The organism is Bifidobacterium sp. LH_417, from assembly GCF_056357035.1.
The window spans coordinates 224,223-247,134 of the sequence record NZ_JBKEVI010000001.1 but is presented as its reverse complement, the minus strand read 5'-3'; the positions used below and the strand labels follow the sequence as shown (position 1 = coordinate 247,134).

At 66.7% G+C, this 22,912-nt stretch carries 21 protein-coding genes; 11 read left to right on the top strand and 10 right to left on the bottom strand.

From position 1 onward, the window contains the following. Window positions 1–28 precede the first annotated feature (28 nt). Together AC1AYR_RS00950 and AC1AYR_RS00945 are read right to left on the bottom strand one after the other, a co-directional pair. Complete coding sequence (locus AC1AYR_RS00950; RefSeq protein ID WP_476511045.1) at window positions 29–913, bottom strand: AraC family transcriptional regulator; 885 nt, start codon at window positions 911–913, stop codon at window positions 29–31. A gap of 179 nt (window positions 914–1,092) precedes the next feature. After that, window positions 1,093–3,681, bottom strand: a complete 2,589-nt coding sequence (locus AC1AYR_RS00945) for an ATP-dependent Clp protease ATP-binding subunit (RefSeq protein ID WP_476511046.1) — start codon at window positions 3,679–3,681, stop codon at window positions 1,093–1,095. Window positions 3,682–3,833: 152 nt separating this feature from the next. Here AC1AYR_RS00945 and AC1AYR_RS00940 point away from each other — a divergent pair, with 152 nt between their 5' ends. After that, window positions 3,834–4,811, top strand: a complete 978-nt coding sequence (locus tag AC1AYR_RS00940; protein ID WP_476511047.1) for a universal stress protein — start codon at window positions 3,834–3,836, stop codon at window positions 4,809–4,811. 134 nt (window positions 4,812–4,945) lie between these two features. On the opposite strand, the gene AC1AYR_RS00935 is transcribed toward AC1AYR_RS00940, so the two are convergent. From AC1AYR_RS00935 to AC1AYR_RS00915, 5 genes are all read right to left on the bottom strand, one after another. Continuing rightward, the gene (locus AC1AYR_RS00935; protein ID WP_476555105.1) at window positions 4,946–6,379 is read right to left on the bottom strand and encodes a DUF3027 domain-containing protein; all 1,434 of its coding nucleotides are present in this window, start codon (window positions 6,377–6,379) and stop codon (window positions 4,946–4,948) included. 9 nt (window positions 6,380–6,388) lie between these two features. Continuing rightward, window positions 6,389–6,778, bottom strand: a complete 390-nt coding sequence (locus AC1AYR_RS00930) for a cold-shock protein (RefSeq protein WP_476511049.1) — start codon at window positions 6,776–6,778, stop codon at window positions 6,389–6,391. A gap of 119 nt (window positions 6,779–6,897) precedes the next feature. Then, on the bottom strand, window positions 6,898–8,973 hold the full coding sequence (locus AC1AYR_RS00925; RefSeq protein ID WP_476511050.1) for a sensor histidine kinase: 2,076 nt from the start codon (window positions 8,971–8,973) through the stop codon (window positions 6,898–6,900). Next, complete coding sequence (locus AC1AYR_RS00920) at window positions 8,970–9,701, bottom strand: response regulator transcription factor (protein WP_034529893.1); 732 nt, start codon at window positions 9,699–9,701, stop codon at window positions 8,970–8,972. The genes AC1AYR_RS00925 and AC1AYR_RS00920 overlap by 4 nt, the downstream gene beginning before the upstream one ends. Window positions 9,702–9,770: 69 nt before the next feature. Next, window positions 9,771–10,550, bottom strand: coding sequence for a TPM domain-containing protein (locus AC1AYR_RS00915; RefSeq protein ID WP_476511051.1), 780 nt, complete (start codon window positions 10,548–10,550; stop codon window positions 9,771–9,773). A 183-nt stretch (window positions 10,551–10,733) separates the two neighbouring features. Between AC1AYR_RS00915 and AC1AYR_RS00910 the strand changes: the two genes are divergently transcribed. After that, window positions 10,734–11,024, top strand: coding sequence for a WXG100 family type VII secretion target (locus AC1AYR_RS00910; protein WP_034529895.1), 291 nt, complete (start codon window positions 10,734–10,736; stop codon window positions 11,022–11,024). A gap of 120 nt (window positions 11,025–11,144) precedes the next feature. On the opposite strand, the gene groL is transcribed toward AC1AYR_RS00910, so the two are convergent. The 3 genes from groL to AC1AYR_RS00895 form a co-directional block, all read right to left on the bottom strand. Continuing rightward, window positions 11,145–12,770 (bottom strand): chaperonin GroEL, encoded by a 1,626-nt coding sequence (gene groL / locus AC1AYR_RS00905; RefSeq protein WP_476511052.1) that lies wholly within the window; start codon window positions 12,768–12,770, stop codon window positions 11,145–11,147. 312 nt (window positions 12,771–13,082) lie between these two features. Further along, a complete protein-coding gene (locus tag AC1AYR_RS00900; protein ID WP_034529900.1) occupies window positions 13,083–13,286 on the bottom strand; it encodes a cold-shock protein in 204 nt (67 codons plus the stop codon). Window positions 13,287–13,494: 208 nt separating this feature from the next. Beyond that, window positions 13,495–14,175, bottom strand: coding sequence for a LytR C-terminal domain-containing protein (locus AC1AYR_RS00895; RefSeq protein WP_476511053.1), 681 nt, complete (start codon window positions 14,173–14,175; stop codon window positions 13,495–13,497). A gap of 157 nt (window positions 14,176–14,332) precedes the next feature. Here AC1AYR_RS00895 and AC1AYR_RS00890 point away from each other — a divergent pair, with 157 nt between their 5' ends. The 9 genes from AC1AYR_RS00890 (at window position 14,333) to AC1AYR_RS00850 (ending at window position 22,446) form a co-directional block, all read left to right on the top strand. Beyond that, window positions 14,333–15,034 (top strand): uracil-DNA glycosylase, encoded by a 702-nt coding sequence (locus AC1AYR_RS00890; protein WP_476511054.1) that lies wholly within the window; start codon window positions 14,333–14,335, stop codon window positions 15,032–15,034. A gap of 115 nt (window positions 15,035–15,149) precedes the next feature. Continuing rightward, window positions 15,150–16,214, top strand: coding sequence for an AAA family ATPase (locus tag AC1AYR_RS00885; RefSeq protein WP_476511055.1), 1,065 nt, complete (start codon window positions 15,150–15,152; stop codon window positions 16,212–16,214). Beyond that, window positions 16,211–17,164, top strand: coding sequence for a DUF58 domain-containing protein (locus AC1AYR_RS00880; protein WP_476511056.1), 954 nt, complete (start codon window positions 16,211–16,213; stop codon window positions 17,162–17,164). Before AC1AYR_RS00885 ends, AC1AYR_RS00880 begins: the two co-directional genes overlap by 4 nt. Next, window positions 17,161–17,733, top strand: coding sequence for a hypothetical protein (locus tag AC1AYR_RS00875; protein WP_476511057.1), 573 nt, complete (start codon window positions 17,161–17,163; stop codon window positions 17,731–17,733). The genes AC1AYR_RS00880 and AC1AYR_RS00875 overlap by 4 nt, the downstream gene beginning before the upstream one ends. Then, window positions 17,733–18,800 (top strand): vWA domain-containing protein, encoded by a 1,068-nt coding sequence (locus tag AC1AYR_RS00870; RefSeq protein ID WP_476511058.1) that lies wholly within the window; start codon window positions 17,733–17,735, stop codon window positions 18,798–18,800. Before AC1AYR_RS00875 ends, AC1AYR_RS00870 begins: the two co-directional genes overlap by 1 nt. Continuing rightward, window positions 18,797–19,825, top strand: coding sequence for a vWA domain-containing protein (locus tag AC1AYR_RS00865; protein WP_476511059.1), 1,029 nt, complete (start codon window positions 18,797–18,799; stop codon window positions 19,823–19,825). The genes AC1AYR_RS00870 and AC1AYR_RS00865 overlap by 4 nt, the downstream gene beginning before the upstream one ends. Next, window positions 19,822–20,403: a DUF6466 family protein gene (locus AC1AYR_RS00860; RefSeq protein ID WP_476511060.1), complete on the top strand. Its 582-nt coding sequence runs from the start codon at window positions 19,822–19,824 to the stop codon at window positions 20,401–20,403. Before AC1AYR_RS00865 ends, AC1AYR_RS00860 begins: the two co-directional genes overlap by 4 nt. A gap of 104 nt (window positions 20,404–20,507) precedes the next feature. Beyond that, entirely contained in the window at window positions 20,508–20,843 is a 336-nt protein-coding gene (locus tag AC1AYR_RS00855) for a hypothetical protein (RefSeq protein ID WP_476511061.1), read from the top strand. Between the two features lies 1 nt (window position 20,844). Beyond that, a complete protein-coding gene (locus tag AC1AYR_RS00850) occupies window positions 20,845–22,446 on the top strand; it encodes an esterase/lipase family protein (RefSeq protein WP_476511062.1) in 1,602 nt (533 codons plus the stop codon). The last annotated feature ends 466 nt before the right edge of the window (window positions 22,447–22,912 follow it).

Here is a 22,912-nt window from a genome sequence, read left to right as displayed (position 1 = left end):
GGTCTCCCCTGCCCCGGTGCGGCGGGCTCTACTCCCGTGTCGTCCAGTCGGCGTCGCCGTGTCCGCGTTCGTTGGCCCGGTATTGCGCCGGCGTGCAGCCGAACCTGCGGTCGAACGCCTGACGGAAGCTCTTCTCGTTGGGGAAGCCCGCCATCCTGCCGATCCTTCCGGCGGGGACGTCGCTTGCGCGCAGGCGCTCGCACGCCACGTCCAGCCGCAGCTCGGTCACGTATTCCCGGAACGAGACGCCCACGTACCGTTTGAAGAAGCGCGAGAAGTATTCGCGGGAGTACCCGAAGTGACGTGCGACCCCGGTGGTGGTGATCGGCTCCATGAACCGGGTCTGGACGTACCGGTAGATGAGCGCCACGGTCTGTTCGTCATGACCGGTGCCATCGCCGGCGAGGCCGTCGAGGCAGGCGTACCGTTCGAAGATCGTCGAAATCAGCGCGTAGAAGTCGGCGTTCGCGGCAAGATAGCGTGCGGGGCCGTCCCCGGCGAGATGCCGGTAGAATTCGTCGCACTCCCCCGCCAACGCCTTGGCGCCGTCCCGGTTGCAGCGTTCGTAGTCGATGGAGCGTTGCGCCTGCATCACGCCGGGGAAGACCGACGCCATGTCGGCGGGGTTGACGGTGACGGACAGCGCCCGCGGCGCGCTGGATGCGTCGTCGTCCTCCAGCATGCGCACCGCGTGCATCACGCCGGCCGGCACGACGAACGCCTCGCCCGGCGAGAGCCTCACCATCCGTTCCTTCAGCGAGACGGCCACCGCGCAGTCCTTGGCGTAGACGACCTCGAACCCGGGGTGCCAGTGGAACGGCGCCTTGTCGTATGAATCATGGGCGAGCACGAGCGCCGGGAACTGGGGCGAGGAGACCAGCAGCTCCTGCCGGCTGTCGTCGATGTAATGCATCCCGCCTCCCGTCTCGCCATCGATACGCCACCACCTTAGGTCCGGCGCGCGCGGGGCGTCAATCCCCGCCGTCCGCACGGCATGCGGCCGGCTCCGTGCGCGGCCCGGCCGGGAATACGACGATGGGCGGCCCCGTATGGGGCCGCCCATCGATCATGGTCCGTCGGGCGGAGTGGAGATCACTCCTGCACGGAATCGCCCGTCGCCGGGGTCTCGCCGGCCCCGGACGCGTCGGCGGAGGCTCCGACGAGCTCGCCCTGCGACGCGTCCTTGTCGCCTTCGCCGGCCTTCGGCTCCTCGAAGTCCTCGCCCTTGAACGTGAACTCGCCGAGGATGCCTTCACCCTCCGCGTCGACGACCACGCGCTGGCCGTCCGTGAGCTCGCCCATGAGGATCTTCTCGGAGATCGCGTCCTCGATGTCGCGCTGGATCACGCGGCGCAGCGGACGGGCGCCGAGCAGCGGGTCGAAGCCCTTCTGCGCGAGCAGATCCTTCGCGGCGTCCGTGAGTTCGAGCGACATGTGGCGGTCGAACAGACGGTCGTTGAGCTGCTTGACGTCGAGATCGACGATCTGGCGCACCTGCGGCTCGGTGAGCTGCTTGAACACGATGATGTCGTCCAGACGGTTGAGGAACTCGGGGCGGAACTGCTGCTTGAGTTCGGCGCTCACCTGCTCCTTCATGCGCTGGTAGCTGGACTCGGTGTTGGAGCCCAGGTTGAAGCCCGTGTTGGCGGCCTTCGCGATATCACGCGTGCCGAGGTTGGTGGTCAGGATGATGATCGTGTTCTTGAAGTCGACCTTGCGGCCCTGGCCGTCGGTCAGATGGCCGTCGTCGAGCACCTGCAACAGCGTGTTGAAGATGTCCGGATGGGCCTTCTCGATCTCGTCGAACAGCACGACGGAGAACGGCTTACGGCGCACCTTCTCGGTGAGCTCGCCGCCCTCCTCGTAGCCGACGTATCCCGGGGGCGCACCGAACAGGCGCGAGGCGGCGTACTTCTCGGAGAACTCGGACATGTCGACGCGGATGAGCGCGTCCTCGTCGTCGAACAGGAATTCGGCGAGCGTCTTGGCGAGCTCGGTCTTGCCGACGCCCGTGGGGCCGGCGAAGATGAACGAGCCGGACGGACGCTTCGGATCCTTGAGGCCGACGCGCGTGCGGCGGATGGAACGGGACAGCGCGGAGACCGCCTCGTCCTGGCCGATGATGCGCTTGTGCAGCTCCTTCTCCATGTTGAGGAGCTTCTTCGATTCGGCCTGCGTGAGCTTGACCACGGGGATGCCGGTGGTGGAGGAGATGACCTCGGCGATCACGTCCTCGTCCACGACCATCTTCACGTCGGACTCGCCCTCATGCCAGGCCTTCTGCTTCTCCTTAAGCTCGGTCTGCATCTTCTCGAGGTCGTCGCGCAGGGAGGCCGCCTTCTCGAAGTCCTGGTCCTTGACGGCCTGCTCCTTCTCGGCGGAGAGCTTCGTGACCTTCTGGTCGAGCTCCTTGAGCTCCGGCGGCGTGGTGAGGCGCTTGATCCTCAGACGCGCACCGGCCTCGTCGATCAGGTCGATGGCCTTGTCCGGCAGGTTCCTGTCCTGGATGTAGCGGGCCGACAGCTCGGCCGCGGACTGGAGCGCGCCATCGGTGATGGTCACCTTGTGGTGGTTCTCGTAGCGCGAGCGCAGACCCTTGAGGATCTCGATGGTCTCGGCGATCGTCGGCTCATGCACCTGGATCGGCTGGAAGCGGCGTTCGAGGGCCGCGTCCTTCTCGATGTACTTGCGGTACTCGTCGGTGGTGGTGGCGCCGATGGTCTGCAGTTCGCCGCGCGCGAGCATCGGCTTGAGCATGTCGGACGCGCCGAGCGCGCCGTCGGCCGAGCCGGCGCCGACGATCGTGTGGATCTCGTCGATGAACAGCACGATGTCGCCGCGGGTCTTGATCTCCTTGAGGACCTTCTTGAGGCGCTCCTCGAAGTCGCCGCGGTAGCGCGAGCCGGCCACCATGGAGCCGAGATCCAGCGAGTAGACCTGCTTGCCCTTGAGCGTCTCCGGCACGTCGCCTTCCTGGATCTTCTGCGCGAGGCCTTCGACGACGGCGGTCTTGCCGACGCCGGGCTCGCCGATCAGCACCGGGTTGTTCTTGGTACGGCGGGAGAGCACGACCATGACGCGCTCGATCTCCTGAGAGCGGCCGATGACCGGGTCGAGCTTGCCCTCGGCGGCTTCGGCCGTGAGGTTGCGGCCGAACTGGTCGAGGATGGCCGAACCGGACTTGTTGGCCTTGTCGGCCACGCCGCCGGCGTTCGCCAGATCGCCCTTGGCCTTGCCGTCGCCGGAATTGCCGCGGATCATGTCGATGGTGGTGGAGCGCAGCTCGCCCAGATCGACGTCCATCTTGATGAGCACCTGCGTGCCCACGCCCTCGCCCTCGCGGATGAGGCCGAGCAGGATGTGCTCGGTGCCGATGTAGCTGTGGCCGAGCTGCAGCGCCTCGCGCAGGCTCAGTTCGAGCACCTGCTTGGCGTGCGTGGTGAAGGGTATATGGCCGTTGGACGTCGCGTTGCCCTTGCCGATCATCTCCTCGACCTGCTTGCGGGTGGCGTCGAGCTCCACGCCCTTCGCGGCGAGCGCCTTGGCGGCCACGCCCTCACCTTCGCGGATCAGTCCGAGCAGGAGGTGTTCGGTGCCGATGTAGTTGTGCTGGAGGGAGCGTGCTTCCTCCTGCGCCAACACGATCACGCGCCGCGCACGGTCTGTGAACCGTTCGAACATTATTGTCCTTCCTCAATTGACACTGCCCCTCACTTTAGCGATTCGCGGTGACGTTTGCCCTGTTGCGTCCCGGATTTCCGCTCAGGACGTATGGGAAGGCGATATGCTGGGACTGGTGGATGTCCTTCAGTCACGACCAAGGGAGGTTTACGATGACTACATTCGATTCCCCGTATGATCCGACGGCCGACATCGTCGTCGGCGTGGATGGTTCCGATGAGTCGTTCGCGGCGCTCACATGGGCGATGCGCGAGGCCGGTCTGACGGGTCAGCGCGTCAACGCGGTGTTCGGATGGACCCATTCGTGGGATATGGGCGCGGAACCGGACAGCGAGGAGGCGTGGGACAAGGTGCGTCGCGACATCGCCGCCCAACTGCGCGAGTGGGTGGATGAGGCGTGCGCCGGCATCGACTTCGACGCCGACAGGCTGAAGCTCACGTCGGTGAAGGCGTCCGGCACGGCGGCGCTGCTCAAGATTGGCCGCGACGCGCAGCAGATCGTCGTGGGCCGCCGTTCGCTGGGCCGTGTGGCCCGCTGGTTCATGGGTTCGCTGTCCGCATCGCTCGCGGAGGAGGCCGAAGTGCCGGTCACCGTGGTGCGCGTCGCCGGAGGCGAGGACGAGTCGGTGACCGACGACATCGCGAACGCCCTCTCCCCCGTCAAGGAGACCGTGCACTATGCGCCGAGCGAGGGCGTGGTCGAGGAGTCGCGTCGTCCGGTGGTCGTCGGCGTGGACGGTTCGGACACGTCGCGTCGCGCGTTGGCGTTCGCGATCCGCGAGGCGCAGGTGCATGACGCGCCGTTGCATGTGCTGTTCTGCTGGCAGTTGAAGGATCTGGGCGTGGTGCCCGGCTACGAGCGTGCGGTCGCGCCGATCGAGGTGGGCCAGCGACGCGCCGAAGAGCTGCTCGCCGGGCTTGTGGCCGATACCGCCATCCCCGAGGGCGTCGAGGTGGAGTCGCACGCCTTCCACATCACCGCATCGAAGGGACTGGTGGCCGCCTCCCGGTATGCGAGCCATCTGGTGGTCGGTTCGCGTGGCCTGAGTGGTCTGGACGCGCATTTCCTCGGCTCGGTGTCGCGTCAGATCGTGAACTTCGCGGAGTGCACGGTCACCGTGGTCCACTGAACGATGGCCCGCTAGCGGCGGCAAGGGCGACGCGGCGGGTGTAGAATCCCCGACCACGCCCGAGCGATACGGCGAGGGGAGGAAGCGATACGACATCGCTTCCTCCCCTCGCCGTATTCGTCGTCGCCGCCGCGTCACTGCGCGGTGTCGTCCGTCTCGGCGGCACCATCCTGCTCGGATTCATCGGACATCTCGTCGGTGTGATCATCGTCGGCGGAACCACCGTCGGCCGGGTCGTTCGTCTCGCCGTCCGCGAACGTCTCCGGTTCCGTCGATGCCGAGTCGACGGCCAGATCCGCGGAATCCGTCACGTCCGTGCCAGCGGCGGAGTCCGGTTCTCCGGCATCGTCCGCATCGTCCGCATCGGCGTCCGCGTCCGTATCGGCGAGGCTGACGACCGCTTCGAGCTCCGGGCCGTCGTCCGCCTCCACGGTGTTCTCCTCGATCTCGGGGGCGTCCGCGTCGATCTCGGTGTTCTCCTCGATGTCCTGTTCGGTCGCCTCGGCGGTCTCATCGTCCGTCACGACGGTCTCCGCCGCGTCGACGGATTCCACCGTCTCCGGTTCGTCTGCGACGTCCGCCGCATCACCGGCGTCCTCCTGCTCGAGGAGTTCGATCTGCGCGCGTTCCTCACGCGGCTTCTGCGCGATGATATCGATGTGCAGGTCATCGAAGGCCGGCTTCGACTGCACCCACAGACGGCTCGGCTCCGGCGGCTCGATCTCCGAATGTTCGCCGCAGCCATGGTCGAGGGAGACGACACGACCGTCGTCCGGGCTCCACTTGTTCGCGCACACGCCGAACAGCAGGTTCAACTCGCCTTTCAGCGGCACGAAGAACCCACAGGTCGAGCACAGATGCCCGGACGCGGTCTTCGTGGACATGGCCTTCGGGCCGCGCGGCCCCTCATACCAGCGTTTCGCGGTCTGCGCGCGCCCAAGCGGGGAGAGCACGTGGCGGCGGGACAGGTCGAATTCCTCGACCGCCTCGTCCACGTCCTCGCGCTGGTCGGTCTCGCTTCGACCGTCTGCGGAATCGGCGGCGCCGTCGATGTCGGAATCCGCATCGGCATCGTCGCTGGCCGCGGCGTCGCCGGTTGTATCGGCGGCATCGCCCTCGTCGACGCCCTCAGCCGTATCGGCCACGGGCTCGGTCCTGCGGAAGCCGTCTTCGAGACGCGGGTCGTCCGGGTCGGTGCCGATCGAATCGGTGGGTGCCAGGTCGGTCGGTTCCAGACGATCCTTCCATGGAATCCACGCCGGCGGCATGAGCGCGTCGTCGGTGGGGATCAGCGAGGACTCGTTGACCGTCCACCGGTCAAGCTCCTCGTCGTGGTACAGCGTGACCGACCACTGCCATCCCTCGTAGCCTTTGATGTGCGCGGCGACACGGAAATCCGTCACGCCGTCGCCCAGATCGAGGGCGTCGACGACGTCACCGACCTGCTCGGGTTCCTCGGCGACGGCGATCGCGACGGACCGCGCCAGTTCGCGCGGGTCGATGCGCGGCGCGTCGGGCGTGTCCGGCGTCGCCGCGTCCTGTCCGGGGGTCTCAATGGTATCGGTCATGGAACGGTCTTAATCCTCCACATCGAAATTGTCGGCCACGGCGCGCAGCAGCGTGGCGAGTTTGCGGCTTTCCGCCGCGGAGGGATAGCGGTGCCGGCGCAGCGTGTTGCCGGCCGCATCCAGCATCTTGATGAGGTCCTCGCAGATGGCGGCCATATCGTCCGGCTTCGGACGGGTGGCCTTCACCAGGGACGGCGCGGACGCGACGACCCTCACGCCCATCGCCTGCGGCCCCCTGCGGCCCGCCACTACGGAATACTCGACCTTGGCGCCCTTGCGCAGCGTGGTGGCGCCGGTGGGCAACGCGGCCGCAGGCAGGAACACATCCCCGCCTTCCTCACTGGTGATGAAGCCATACCCCTTGGCGGCATCGAACCAACGAACTCGACCGGTGGGCATCGTACACTCTCGCTTTCCTTGTCTCCAATCGTTAAGCCGATTCATTCTACCGCACTCCCCCGCCACATGCCCTCGGCGTAGCGCCGGGGCATGTGCGGCGGAAGCTCACGTGCAGGCACCTACCGATTGAGCCAGGGCAGACGCTTCGGCTTCTCCTTCGCGACCTTCTCCTTCTTCTCCTTGGCCTTCGTCGCCTTGGACGCACGGACCCGTATCGTGTCGTCGCCGTCGTTTCCCACGGCGGGTTCGACCGGACCGAGCGGCAGCACGATGGTGAACGTGAGCCCGCCGCCGTCGGTGGGTGTGGCGCAGATGAGCCCGTGATGCGCCTTGACGACGGACTGCGCGATGGCGAGGCCGAGTCCGGTGCCTCCCTTCTCGCGGGCTCGCGACGGATCGGCCGTGTAGAACCGTTCGAAGATCTGGTCACGTGACTCGTCCGGCACGCCGGGGCCGTGATCCTCGAAGCGCAGCACGGCGCAGTTGGTGCCGGTGCGCATCGAATGCCCCACTTCGACCGCGTCGAGGAATCGTCGCATCGACTCGTCGGTGGACGGTAGCATGGCGAGCTCGTCGGGCCGGATGGAGGCGGGTACGATGCCCAATCCGATGCGGGCGGGCGAGTCGGAGGGCGTGTAGCGGTGGATGTTGCCGACGATGTTCGTCACCACCTGGCGAAGACGGGAGGCATCGCCGGTGAGTGTGACGGGGGTCATCTCGCCCGGCGCAATCGCGATGTCCGACGGCTGGTCGAGTCCTTCGGCCGGCTTGTAGACGATGGTGCCGCGCGTCACCTCGCGTTCGGGGTCGAGCGCGTGCAGGTCGTCGAGCGCGTCGGCGACCACGCTGGTGAGCGATACGGTCTGCGTCATGTCGATGCCGCGCCCCTCGTCGAGGCGTGCGAGCGAGAGCAGATCTTCGACGAGCACGGTCATGCGCTGGCTGGACTTCTCGATGTGGGCGATCGACTCGTCGGCGCGCTCCAAGGCCCCCGGCATGCCGCGCTGCATCGTGTACAGCTCCGCATAGCCGTGGATTGCTGCGAGCGGGGTTCTGAGCTCATGACTCGCGTCGGAGACGAAGCGTTTCATCTTCGCCGTGGTCTGTTCCTGTTCATGGAAGCTTTTCTCGATGCGCGCGAGCATCGTGTTGAGGGAGACGGCGAGCGAGCCGATCTCCGTATTCTCGGGCGCCCACGGCACACGTTGGGTGAGGTCTCCGGCGGCGATCTTCGCGGCGGTCTTCTCGATGCGTTTGAGCGGGTCGAGCGTGCGCTGGATGGTGAGCGCGGCCAGGGAGCCGCCGAGCAGCACGATCGCGATGCCGACGGTCACGCAGTATTTGGTCAGCGTGTCGATGATGTCGATCTGGTCGGCGAGTGACAGACCGATGAACACGATGGCGGTGACGGTATTGTCGGCGGACTGCCGTTGGAAGGCGGCGACTCGCCATGGCGCACTCGCCTGGTCGAGCGTCTTGCGGCTGGGAGATGAGACAATATCCGGCTGTCCGACTCCCGGATCCCCCGCCCCGTCCTGCCCGGCGCCGCCGGCGTCGGAGCCGCCGGACGCGTCGGGGCCACCGGAACCATCGGCCGTGCCGGAACCGCCGGAACCATCGGACGAATCGGAACCGCCTGTCGAGGACGACGATCCGTTCTTCGCTGCCGCGGCCTCCATCTGCCCCACCGTCGTGGAGACCCCACTCGTGGTGAACGGCTGCCCGAGCGAATCCACGTCGATCTGGCTGTTGGACGGCAGTTGTGGAATCGATACGACGTTGCCGTCGAGTACCGGGTAGAGCAGCGTGTCGACCTGCCCGGTGAGCTTGCCGTTCTTGACGGGCCTGACCTGGAGGAAATACGTGTTGAGGCCGTTGTTGCGCAGGTCGGAGTCCCGTAGCAGCGTGCCGGTGAGCACGATGTTGCGCTGCGAGGTGATCTGCGAATCGGTTTTTTCGAGCAGGTAGCTGCCGACGAGCTGTCGGATGGACGCGGAGATGCCGATCGTGCCGACGATGAGCACCACGAGCGTGCATGCGACGAGCTTGGTGCTCAGCGAGACGCGGTCGATATGGTCGAGGAAGAACCGCGGGACGCGCCGCCATCCGGTCGGCTTCGGCGGCTTGAGGATGATGGCGCGCGTCGTGTCCGTTCGGTGGCCGTTCTTGGGCGGATAGTTCGGCTGGGGAATCATGACTTCGGTTCGCGGATCATGTAGCCGATGCCGCGCTTGGTCTCGATGAGCGGCGTGACCTTGTGCTTCTCGCCGTCCTCGCCTTCGACCATGACGCCGTCGACCTTCTTGCGCAGGTAGGAGATGTAGCTTTCGACGATGGCCGCGTCGCCGCCCCAGTCGTACTGCCACACGTGGTCGAGGATCTGCGCCTTGGACAGCACGCGTCCGGCGTTGTCCATGAGGTAGCGCAGCAGCTTGTATTCGGTGGGGCTCAGGTCGACGGTCTGTCCGGCGCGGGTCACGTCATGCGAATCCTCGTTGATCTCGAGGTCGCCGACGCGGATGATCGGGTCGTCGTCCACCTGTTCGCGGGTGCGGCGCAGGATGGCGCGGATGCGGGCGACGACCTCCTCCAGGCTGAACGGCTTGGTGACGTAGTCGTCGCCGCCGACGGTCAGTCCCATCACCTTGTCCTGCGTGTCATCGCGGGCGGTGAGGAACAGCACGGGGGCGTTGATGCCCTCCTGCCGGATACGGCGGGTGACGGTGAAGCCGTCGATGTCCGGCAGCATCACGTCGAGCACGATGAGATCCGGCTCGACCTTCTCGATGACTTCGATGGCCTCGGATCCGGAGGCGGCGGTGTTCACTTCGAATCCCGCGAAGTGAAGGGATGCGACCAGCAGTTCGCGGATGGACGGTTCGTCGTCGACGACGACGATGGATGCTTCGATGGGCTTGCTCATGGCTCCCAGCTTGGACTCGTTGCCTGTGGGTTTCCTGAGAGCCGACTGTGCATTGTCGCCCCGATGCCGTCAGCGGCCGAACGGCCCGCGACGGCGCTTGCGCGCCTCGCGCAGTTCACGCCGCGTCATCGGCCGTTCCGGTTCCTCCGCCGGGGCCATGACGGTCGGGGACGCCACCGTGTCGTCCGAGACGACGGTCGGATCCTCGGGCCCGGGCTCCGTTCCGGCCGCGGCACCGATGACGGACGCCTCAGCCTGCGACGGCTCCCGATCGTCGGCATCCACGGCCTGCGCCGCGTCCTCGCCGACCTCGCGGCGACGGCGTACGACGACGGTGACGATGATGACGACGACGAGCACGCCGAGCACGCCGACCATCACGATGACGCCGATCCGCATCACACCCGAATTCGTGGAGGTCTGCTTCTGCTGTTTGATCTCGTCCATCATGGCCATGGCGGCGCCGGGCCAGTCCTGCGCGCCCTGCTTGGTGAGCGGCTGCATGGCGGCTTCGCTCAGCGCGTCGATGGTCTTCTGGTTGTTGAGCCATTCATCGGAGTTCTTGGAGACGCATACGACGAGGCTGCCGTCGCCCGAGGCCACGGCGAGCAGGACGGTGTTCGGCTCCGGATCGGTGGATTCCAATGCGGATGAGGCGAACGCGGATTTGTCCTTCGTGCCGAAGCTGTCGACGTAGAGCAGACGCACGTGCACGCCGGTCTCCTCCTCGGTGCGCTTCATCGCATCGGAGACGGCCGACTCGTTCTTGCCGAGCAGGTTCTGCGTGTCGGTGATGTCGTTGGTGGTCGTGGGCGTGTCCGCGGCGAGGGCCGCGGGAGTTATCCACATCGCACACATCAGCGCAAGAACCAAGCAGACAAGCCATTTCCGCATCGGCGACACGCCGTCGACGGGGGCTCCGACCACAGGGGCCGTTTTTCCATTCCTCATTCGTGCAGACATCATAGACTCCACCTTAGCGACCGGTTGCACCAACAGACAATACCAGCCCATGACACAAAGGAGACGACGATGCCCCAATATCAGGTGGATTCGGAAAGGATCCAATCATCGAGCGCCGCGGTGCAGGCCTCGGTCGGTCAGATCAGACAGGCCGTGGCCGGCATGTACGCGAACCTCAACGCGTTGCAGGACGCCTGGCGCGGTTCGGCGGCCACGCAGTTCACCGCGGTGGCGGCCCAGTGGCGCGCCGCGCAACAGCAGATGGAGACGTCGCTGGAGTCGATCCAGAACGCCCTGACGCAGGCGTCCACGGTCTACGCGGACGCGGAATCCCAGGCCACGCGCCTCTTCGCGCAGTGATCCGGGCGCGATGATCCGACGGATTGCAGTGCCCGGATACGACGAACGGGGCCGTGCATGTCCCAAGACATGCACGGCCCCGTTCAGTCAGTCACCTGATGGAACCGATCGGCCTTCCGATCAGTAGCCCATGTCGGCGCCGGCGGCCGGAGCGGCCGGAGCCGGCTCGGGCTTGTTGGCGACGACGGCCTCGGTGGTCAGGAACAGGCCGGCGATGGAGGCGGCGTTCTGCAGGGCGGAACGGGTCACCTTGACCGGGTCGGTGACGCCGGCGGCCAGCAGATCCTCGTAGGTGTCGGTGGCGGCGTTGAAGCCTTCACCGTCCGGCAGGGAGCGGACCGTGTTGATCACGACGTCGCCGGAGACGCCGGCGTTCTCGGCGATCTGCTTGATCGGGGCCTCGATGGCGCGGAAGACGATGGCGGCACCGGTGGCCTCCTCGCCGGTCAGCGAGGTGACGGCCTCGGCCGACTCGGCCTTCTTGGCGGCCTGGACGAGGGCCACGCCACCGCCGGGCAGCAGGCCTTCCTCGATGGCGGCCTTCGCGTTGCGCACGGCGTCCTCGATGCGGTGCTTGCGCTCCTTGGCCTCGACCTCGGTGGCCGCGCCGACCTTGATGACGGCGACGCCGCCGGCCAGCTTGGCGAGACGCTCCTGCAGCTTCTCGCGGTCGTAATCAGAGTCGGTGTTCTCGATCTCGGCGCGGATCTGGGCCACGCGGGCGTCGATGTCCTCCTTGGAGCCGGCACCCTGCACGATGGTGGTCTCGTCCTTGGAGACGATGACCTTCTTGGCGTGGCCGAGCACGGAGACGTCGACGGAGTCGAGCTTGAGGCCGAGCTCGTCGGAGACGACCTGGGCACCGGTGAGGATGGCCATGTCCTGGAGCATGGCCTTGCGGCGGTCACCGAAGCCCGGGGCCTTGACGGCGCAGGACTTGAAGGTGCCGCGGATGTTGTTGAGGATGAGGGTCGGCAGCGCCTCGCCGTCGACGTCCTCGGCGATGATCAGCAGCGGCTTGCCGGTCTTCATGACCAGCTCGGCCACGTGGACGACGTCCTGCTGGCTGGACACCTTGCCGGAGGTCAGCAGGATGTACGGATCCTCGAGCACGGCGGTCTGGTCGTCGGCGTTGGTGACGAAGTACGGGGCGATGTAGCCCTTGTCGAAGCGCATGCCCTCGGTGAACTCGAGGTCCAGGCCGAAGCGGTTGTTGTCCTCGACGGTGACGACGCCATCCTGACCAACCTTGTCCAGGGCCTCGGCGATCTTCTCACCGACTTCCGGATCGGCGGCGGAGATGGTCGCGGTCGCGGCGATCTGGTCCTTGGTCTCGACGTCCTTGGCGGCGGCGATGAGCTCCTTGACGATGGCGTCGGAGGCCTTCTCGATGCCGCGGCGCAGCGCGATCGGGTTGGAACCGGCGACCACGTTCTTCAGGCCCTCATGCACGAGGGACTGGGCCAGCACGGTGGCGGTGGTGGTGCCGTCGCCCGCGACGTCGTCGGTCTTCTTGGCGACTTCCTTGACCAGCTCGGCGCCGATGCGTTCGTACGGATCCTCGAGGTCGATCTCCTTGGCGATGGAGACGCCGTCGTTGGTGATGGTCGGCGCGCCGTAGGTCTTGTCGAGCACGACGTTGCGGCCCTTCGGGCCCAGCGTGACCTTCACGGTGTTGGCGAGCTTGTCGAGGCCCTCCAGCATGCCCTGGCGAGCATCCTCATCATACGCAATGATCTTTGCCATGGTTGTGTTCATCCTCCAAATGGCTGGTGTACCGATGTCCACCCGCAAGGCCCACGCGATACCGGCCGTCAGCTACCGGTTATCACTCTCGACCTCCGAGTGCTAACCATGAGATTAGCACTCCACCCCGTCGAGTGCCAACACCGCGCCCCACGATTGCGCTTTGGGCTTGACCGGCGACGTCGCCGGCCCGTCCGGGCATGAAAAAAGCCCCGTCGTACCGACCGGGGCAACCTGAGGGGTCCGAATCCTCAACCTCACGAACCTAGGGATTTCATGGTGGGCGATGTCACAGAAGCCACATCGCGTCGACTACAATTTGGTGACCTTGGTGGCCTGCATGCCTTTCGGCCCTTTCTCCGCCTCGTATTCGACCTTGTCTCCCTCGTCGAGGGTCTTGAACCCCTCGCCGGAAATCACCGAATAGTGGACGAAGACGTCGTCGCCACCACCATCCGGGGTGATGAAGCCATACCCTTTGCCGTTACTGAAAAACTTTACGGTTCCTTGCGCCATGTTGCACTTCCCTTAGCTGTGTGAGCTGTAATCTCTCCCGACACGGAGGGAATAAAGAACTACAACACCGCGCTCCCCCCGCCTCGCGACTAAAGGGACAGTATAGACGTGACCCATGTCAACGACAACAGAGGGAGCGCAAATATGGAACGAACCGTGGACGTGGGCCGGCGGACCGGATTGATGCCCGTGAAACCCCGGATGCGGGTCAGCTCATGAGCACGACGACGATGGATCCGCCCAAGCCGCTGGCCTGCTGCACGTTCGTGATGCCGAGCGTGGACGCCACGTCGTCCGCCGTGGCCTTGTCCGCATCGGACTCATACCACACCACGGTGGCCGACGGCAGACTGCCGGTCGGATTGGACGCGGCGACGTTCGTGTATCCGGCGGAGGTGAGTACGCCCTGCTTGGTGGCGGCGTAGCCGGAGATGCCGGTGCCGTTGATGACGGTCACACCCTTGGTCTTGTCCGGCTGGGCCGCCTGCGCGGCCTGCTGCTCGGCCTGCGCCTGCTGTTCGGCCGCCGCCTGCTGCTCGGCCTGCTGCTTGGCAGCCTGTTCCTCCGCGGCCTTCTGCTCGGCGGCCTTCTTCGCCGCGGCCTTCTTCTTCGCCGCCGCGGCCGCCTTCTTCTTCGCCGCGTCCGAGGTGGAGGACGCGGAGGCGGACGCCGATTGCGTCCACGGCAGCTTCACCTTGCCGATCTCGCCCGAGAACACGCCCCATGCTCCGACGCCGGCGAGCGCCGCGACGAGCACGACCACGACGAACGGCGCGAACCTCGCCACCGCCGAGCGCGCGCCGCGATGCATGCCCGCCGGCCCCTTCGGCGGGTTGTCGAACGCATCCGGCTCGTAGGAATCGGCCTCGTCCTTATCGTTCTTCGCCATGATGTTCCTGTCCTCCATTCGTCACACTACCCACCGAGTGTAACGTCACGGCCGCCCGAACGGGACCGCCCACCGTGTCACGCGCACATCACGCACACACCATCCGCTCCGCCCCGCTCCCTTCCGCATGGTCGTGATGCGGGTAGAGTGTGGAGCCATGAGCGAAATCAAACCGTTGGGAGAACTCGTCGAACCCGGCTGGGCCGCCGCCTTGGCCGATGTCGAACCGACGATCCACCGCATGGGCGACTTCCTGCGCGAGGAGAACCGCGCCGGCCGTCGCTGGCTGCCCGCCGCGCACAACATCCTCAGGGCGTTCACGATCCCGTTCGACTCGATCAAGGTGCTGATCGTGGGCCAGGACCCCTACCCCACGCCCGGGCATCCGGTGGGACTGAGCTTCTGCGTGGCCCCGGATGTGCGTCCCCTGCCGAAGAGCCTTGTCAATATATATAAGGAGATGACCGCCGATCTGGATGTGCCCATGCCCTCCAACGGCGATCTGACACCATGGACGGAACGTGGCGTGCTGCTGCTCAACAGGTGCCTGACGGTCGGTGTGGGACGCCCCAACTCGCATCAGGGCAAGGGCTGGGAGGAGGTCACCGAGGCCGCCATCCGCGCGCTGAACGCGCGTATCGACCCCGCGACCGGCAGGCCGCGTCCGCTCGTCGCGATCCTGTGGGGGCGCAACGCGCAGACGCTCGAGCCGCTGCTCACCAACGCCGTCATCATCACATCACCGCACCCTTCGCCGCTGTCGGCTTCGCGCGGCTTCTTCGGTTCGCGCCCGTTCTCCCGCGCCAATCAGGCGCTCGAGGAGATGGGGGCCGAACCGGTCGATTGGCGTCTGCCCTGATCGTCGTCGACGCGGGCGGATGCCGTCCCGGAACGTGTGTTGACCGCATCCCCCGACCGCCCGTCCAGCCGCCTGTCAGGATGGGCGGTCATCGCACGCGGTTAGAGTGGAACGCATGGCAATTTTCCCTCCGAATCCACAGATGCCCCCTCAGCCCGCCGGCATGCGGGTCCCCGTGGCGGCGAGCGCGATCGCCGCGGACGACGTGAAGCGGGCCGCGGCGTTGGCCGACCGCATCCGCGCGCGCTTCGCGCAGACGCTCGTCGGACAGGACAATCTTCGCGAATCGCTGATCCTCACGCTGGTGGCCGGCGGTCACATCCTCATCGAATCGGTGCCGGGTCTGGCCAAGACGACGGCCGCGCAGACGCTCGCCACCTCCGTGTCGGGCACGTTCAAGCGCGTGCAGTGCACGCCGGACCTCATGCCCTCCGATCTGGTGGGCACGCAGGTGTTCGACTTCGCCTCGCAGAAGTTCACCACGCAGATCGGCCCGATCCATGCGAACTTCGTGCTGCTCGACGAGATCAACCGTTCGAACGCGAAGACCCAGTCCGCGATGCTCGAGGCGATGGCCGAGGGCGCGACGACGATCGGCGGCGAGCGCATCGCCCTGCCGAAGCCGTTCATGGTGATCGCCACGCAGAACCCGATCGAGGAGGAGGGCACGTTCACACTGCCCGAGGCCCAGATGGACCGTTTCATGATGAAGGCCGTGATGACCTATCCGACGGCCGACGAGGAGCGCCGCATGCTGGCGCTGCTGACCCGCCGTGGCTCCGACGTGCTCGATCCGGCGCAGCTGCCGGCCGATCAGGTGTCGATCCGCGACGTGGAGTTCCTGCGTGCGGCCGCCCGTCGCGTGCACGTGTCCGACGCGATCATGCGCTACGCGGTCGATCTGGCCGCCACGTCGCGCGGCGCCGGCTCGAACCCCGTGCAGGGTCTGGGCTCGTTGGTCAGGCTAGGCGCCTCGCCGCGAGCCTCGATCGCGCTGATGCGCATCGGCCAGGCGAACGCGCTGCTCAAGGGCCGCGACTACGTGGTGCCGGAGGATGTGAAGTCGGTGGTGCATGAGGTGATGCGCCACCGCATCGTGCTCACGTTCGAGGCGCTGGCGGACGGCGTGACCGCCGACCAGGTCGTCGACCGCATCGTCAGGGCGGTTCCCGTTCCATGATCGACACGCGAACCGACGATCCGATCAGGGCCAAGATCGAGGCGTTGGGCACGCAGCTGAGTCTGCCCACCGTCCGCAAGGCGCTGGGTGTGATCGAGGGCGAGCATGCGTCGCGTCGCCCGGGAGGCTCGGACGAGCTGATGGACGTGCGCGCCTACGAGCCCGGCGATGAGGCGCGTCTGATCGAATGGAAGACGAGCGCGCGCCAGGGCCGCCCGATGGTGGTACGCCGCGAGCGTCAGGTCACGTCGCGCGTGTGGATGATGCTCGACGTGGGCCGTGAGATGACGGGGGCCTGCGAGTCGGGCGAACGCGCCTTCGAGGTCGCGGCGAACGCGCTGCGCATGTTCGCCGCCCTGTCGCTGCGTCGTTCCGACGACCTGTCGTTGGTACTCTCCGACGCGGCGAGCATCACGCGCGTGCCGTTCAACGGCGGGTTCGCCCAGTTCGAGCGCACGCTCGACGAGGCGTTGGATCGCGACTGGGATCAGCCGCGCAACATCGACGCCCTGCTCGCCTACGCGCGGCGCATCAAGGACCGGCGCGCGCTGATCGTGCTCGCCACCGACGAGCACGCGTTGGGCGACGGTCAGTTGAAGACGCTGCGTCTGGTGGCGCGCACGCATCCGATCGTGGTCATCGACGTGGCGACCGTGAACCCGTTCTCCGCGGCCCGGGCCGTGGGCGTGCTCGACGGCATGGGCATGCGGCGTCTGCCCGCGTTCCTCGCGGACGCGCGCGCCGCGGCCGAGGTGGACACGCACCGCGCCTACATGGCGGCCGCGCTGGAACGCGAGCTCGGACGCGCCGGCGGCCATATGATCCACGCGGCCTCCAGCGAGGCGATGTTCGATGCGTTCGTGCGTCTCGTCGCCCGTTCCCTGGCCGGCAACACCGCGAACCAGCTGCGTCCGCCCGCCGATCTGACCGTGATGGGAGGCGCCGCATGACCGCGTTTCTCTCCCCGTACGTCGCATCGGGAATCCTCCATGCGACGCTCGCATTGAAGTCGGATGATCTCACGCCTGCGGGCCAGATCGACATGACCGGCCCGTTCGTCGCGATGCTGGTGGCGTTCCTGCTGCTCGCCGCCGCGCTCATCACCGGCGTGGTGCTGTTGTCCCGACCGCGGCGGAACCGTGTCAGGACCCGCCCGCATGGCGCCCACAGCGGTGCCGGCGACAAGGCCGCGTGGCGCGCGCGCATCGACGACGTGGTGGCCCGTCATGCGGATGGCGCGCTGGGCCGCGAGGACGCGTTCGCTGAACTCGCGACGATCGCGCGCGATTTCGCCTCCGAGGCGACAGGACGCGATCTGGCCTCGTACACGTTGACCGACATCCGCGTCGAACCGCGCGACCCATCCACTCGGAGCGGTCTCGACCTGCTGCGCATGACGATCGCCGCCCTCTACCCGCCGGAGTTCGCCGACGCCGCCGTGAACGCGCATGCGCGTGAGGCGAGCGTCGAGGAGGCGGCCGGATGGGTATCGAATCTCGTGGAAAGGTGGGGACGCTGATGCAGTTGTCATGGCAATGGCCGTGGGCCGCCCTGGCCGCCTCGCTCGTCGCGGCGGCGCTGATCGCATTGATCGTCGCGCTCTCGTCGCGACGCCACCACATGGACACGGTGCGCGTGTTCACACTGGACGACGACCTCAACACGGAACGCGCCTCGAAGCTGTTCCGCCAGTGGCGGTGGCTGAACCGGTGCGCCGCCGTGCTCGTCGTGCTCGCGCTCGCCGTGGCGGTCGCGATGATCGCGCGGCCGGCGACGGTGGATGTGAGCGAGGAGCGTTCGTCGAGCCGCGACATCGTGCTGTGTCTCGACGTGTCCGGTTCGACGCTGCCCTACGACCGTCAGGTCATCGACACGTACCGTGACCTGGTGGATCATTTCGAGGGCGAACGCATCGGCATGAGCATCTTCAATTCGACGTCGCGCACCGTGTTCCCGCTGACCGACGACTACGATCTGGTCACCGAGCAGCTCGATGCCGCCTCGAAGGCGTTGAAGGGCGTCGAATCGCAGGATGACATCGACAAGATGAGCGACGCCGACTATCAGAGGATCGCCGACTGGCTGGAGGGCACGCAGAACCGCAAGGACACGACGTCGTTGATCGGCGACGGCGTGGTCTCCTGCGCGGCGATGCTCCCCGGCTTCGCCTACGGATCGTCCTCCGACGACGGTTCCGACGTCACGCGCACGCGCGCCGCGTCGATCGTGCTCGCCACCGACAACGTGGTGTCCGGCACGCCCACGTACACGCTCGAACAGGCGTTGGATCTGACGAAGAGCGCGAAGATCACGGTGGACGGACTGTTCTCGGGCCCCACACAGAGTGAAGGCGACGAGACGACCACGCGGATGAAGGATCTCATCGAATCGCATGGCGGCGTGTTCCTCACGCAGTCGAACGGCGGCAGCGTCGACGAACTGGTGCGTGACATCGACGAACGACGTTCGGCGGAAAGCCGCAGCTCGCATCAGGCGGCGATGGTCGACGATCCCGGTTGGTTCGCGGTCGCGCTGGCGGTCATCGTCGCCCTGTGGCTGCTCGTGGTCTGGAGGTTGAGGCGATGAATTCGGTATGGACGCTCTCCCCCGCGCTCGGCTGGCCGGTCGGCGGCGCGATCGCCGCGGCGATGCTCGTGTTCGCCGTCATCGGCGTCGTGCGTCATGTGCGCCACACGGCAGGCGACGAGACGGTCGCCTCCTGTGTGCGCCGCACGCTCATCTGCCTGCTCGTCGGGTTCGCCGTGCTCACCCCGTCGATGGTCTCGTCGACCACGTCGCGCGCCGTGAACGCCACCGACGTGGTGGTCGCGGTCGACGTGACCGGCTCGATGGCCGTCACCGATGCCGCATACGGCTCCGACACGCCCATCACGAGGCTGGAAGCCGCCCGCAAGGCGGTCGACGATTTGACGACGATGTACGCGGACTCGAGTTTTGCCGCGTTGCGGTTCGGCGCGTCCGGCACGCTCGACGTGCCGTTGACGCCCGACGCTCCGGCGATCCGCAGCTGGGCGAACACGCTGGTTCCCGAGGCGACGAGCGTGTCGGCGGGTTCGTCGCTGGACGCACCGCTCGACCAGCTGGTCACCACGCTGAAGCAGATCCGCGACCAGCATCCCGACGATGCAATCGTGCTGTATGTGATCACCGACGGCGAGCAGACCTCGTCGAAGGCACGACGCACGTTCTCCACGCTGCGCAGCTATCTCGATGACGCGTTCACGGTGGGTGTCGGCTCCACGCAGGGCGGCAACATCCCGAAGATCGCCGACAGCGTGTCCTCGGGCGACGCCGGATCCCAGGAGTGGGTCACCGACCCGGACACCGGGCAGCCAGGCGTGTCGAAGATGGACGAGGGGAACCTCAAGGACATCGCCGACGAGATGGGCGGCACTTATCTCAAGGTGGACGCGTCGGACACGATGACCGCCGGATTGTCGGCTAAGACAAGCGACAAATGGAAGATGACGAACACGCGTAAGGAGCGCACGAGAGTGACACCGGTCGTCTGGCCGATCGCCATCGCCGCCGCGCTGCTGCTCGCCTGGGAGGCGGGAGCGCAGTTCGCCCTGTCAAGGAGGCTCATATGAGTGCGAAGCCAGATTCCATGCCGGCGGCGCGCGCCCCAATGGGCGTGCGCGTGCTGCTCACCGTGCTGGCCGTCCTCTCCCTGTGTGTAGCGGGCGTGGCCGGCGTGAACCTCGTGGCGGTCATGCGCTACAACCAGGCGACCGCCACGCTGAACGCGAACCTGAAGACCGCCGGGAAATCCGACGCGGACCTCGACGCGCTCAACGCCGGACAACAGCAGGCCGACGCCCAGTTCGCGGATGCCGGAGTCCTCGACTTCCTGCTCGTCCCGTCGCTGAAGCAGTCAATCCGGCAGAACCAGCAGGTGTCGAAGCAGCTCACGAACCGCACGACGAAGGAGATCGCCCGGCAGAAGGGCGACTCCACGGCGGCCGACGGCTCGGCGAGCGGTTCCGGGGCGGGCACCGGCGCGTCGAAGAACGCGAAGAAGGGCGGCGGTCTGACCGCCAAGCAGAAGAAGCAGGTCGAGGAGCTGCTCAAAGCGAACCAGCAGTCCACGCCATCGGATTCGACCTCGAAGCAGAAGGACGAGGCTGCCAAGGACACCACCAAGAGCCAGACCACCAAACCGTGGTAGCGTTCCATTGCCAAGTCCGTTAACAAACGGTGGATAACGGGGGCTCCGACCACAGCCCCCGTTCCGGCTGGACGCCGCCGCGACGGTTCCCGTTCAATGGTGGCATGAACACGTCGACCATCATTCTTCCGGGCACGGTGCGCCTGTTCGCGCCGTTCACCGCCGGCTCCTCCTCGTTCGGCCTCCAGCCGAACACCATGTTCGACGACTCCTGCCGCTGCCATGAGGCCGTGAGCACGAGTCGCGAACGCATCGCATCCGTCGCCGCGGACACGCCGCGCGTGACCGACCGGGTGCGCACGGCCCTCGCCTCATGCGCCTCGATCGACTGGGAGGGCAACGCCGCCTCCCTGTTCCGTGACCGGCTGCAGTCATTGCGCGCGCCACTGGACATGCACGACGACGACGCGGCCGCCACGGCTCGCATGGTGGAGGCGTGACATGGGATGGCAGATCACGTCGCGGATCCACGGCGGCCACCAGTCCTCGCCCGCCACCATCGAGGAGTTCCAGACAGCGCAGACCGTTCTCGAAGACGCCTACACCGAGTTGAGCGTGCATGCGCTCGCATGGTCGACGGCGGCGACCGACATCGCCGCCGACCGCACCAGCGTCCCCTTGTGCACGACGCTCGCCTCCGGCGCGCGATCCATGGCCGGCACGGAGCATACGACGCTCCCCTACGACCAGCTCATCAGCGTATGCCAGCAGCGTGCCGCCGAATTCAGCGATACCTGCGCGAAGGTGCGTGGCATGGAGGATCTGCTCGTCCGCGCCAACGGGCTGTATTCGGAGGCGGAGCGCGCGGCGCGGCGCGTCGTCACCGAAACCACGCAAGCACTCACCGAACGGTTCCCGGTATGGGCGACCGCCGCCATGATCGGCGGCATATCCGGTGGTCTGCTATACGGTCTGGGCACCGAACGCGCCTTCACCCCCGGATACTCCTCATGGATCACCTCCCAGTTCCAGGAGGGATACGTGTCGGGCATCGCGTCGATGCTCGCCGGCGTCACCATCATCGACGGCGTCCTGGCGACCGACGAGACGAACCAGGCGGCCGGCAAAATCGGCACATGGTCGGGACCGATCAAGGACATCTACCAGGGCAATGCGCTCACCGTCACACGCGTCGACGCACGCGCCGACGTGGTACGCGGCTCCTCGTCGGTCGGGGACTCGTTGGAGAATCTGCGCCGGCTCGGCGAGGAACGGCTCGGCAAGATCGACCTCGACTCCGGACTCGCCTACGGAACGGTGGCGGTGCAACGCTATGAGAAGGCGGACGGGTCGAACGCCTGGCTCGTCACCGTGCCCGGCACGGACGGGCAATGGGATTCCCCGTTCGGCTGGGAGCAGAACGTCGAGCTGATGAGCGACGACCCCGAACGCCGGAGGCGCGCCGACAGCGCCCGCATGGTGGTCGAGGCGATGGAACAGGCCGGCATCCGCCCCGACGAGCCGGTCGCCATCGTCGGACACTCGCAGGGCGGCATCGTGGCCGCGGCGATCGCCTCCGACGAATCGGAACGGTTCAACATCGAACACATCGTGACCGCTGGCTCGCCGATCGCCAACCACCCGATCCCGGAAACCACGTGGGTGACGAGCATCGAGATCGAAGACGAGTTCGTGGCCGCGCTGGACGGTGCCGAGAACCCGGCGAACGAGCATTGGATGACGGTGCGTGGCACGCTCAACCCCGCGCCCGACATCGAGGGTCCCAGAATCGGCGAGGACGGCTCCTGCATCCCCGGCACCGATTCCGGCATCTGGGGCGACAGCCCCTACGCGGCCGCCCCCGTGACCGACCCCGCCGAGACGAAGGAGATGACCCACTGGCTCAAATACCATCAGGCCGCCTACCAGAACGCCTCCGACCTGGGTGGCACGGCAGTGACCACGCATGAACGGCATTTCGCGCAAATCATCGACGGCGAGCTCAAGGAGACTCAATACTACGAGGGCAGAATCGAATACCGTCCCCCGCAGGCGCAGGTCGACGTCGCTCCCGGGCCGGACACGACGACACCCGTCGAATGACCCCGGTACCGACACCTTTCCAGCGCACATTCAGGAAACTCCCCCGGTTTCCCCTCCGAGCGCACCGGCGGGTCTCAAGCCCACGGCAAGGGTGCTCCCAAGCCCGAGACGCATGCTGGAGGCCGTGGCGCGGGGCGCAGGGCCCGGCGCATGGAAGCAAAAAGGAACATCCATGTTCGTGCTGAAGAACGCATGGCGGTCGGTCGTGCGCAACAAAGGACGCAACGTCCTCATCGTCGTCATCGTGGCGATCATCGCCGCCGCGGCGACGATCGGACTGTCCATCAGGAACGCCGCGGAGACCGCGCGCGAAACCGGCCTCGCCTCGACGAGCGTCACCGCGACGATCGGCGTGGACCGCGAGGCGATGATGACCAAGGCGAAACAGGCCGCATCGTCCGATTCGTCGTCCGACTCGTCGGGACGCCCTGACTTCGGTTCGATGCGCGACGCGCTCGATCAGAAT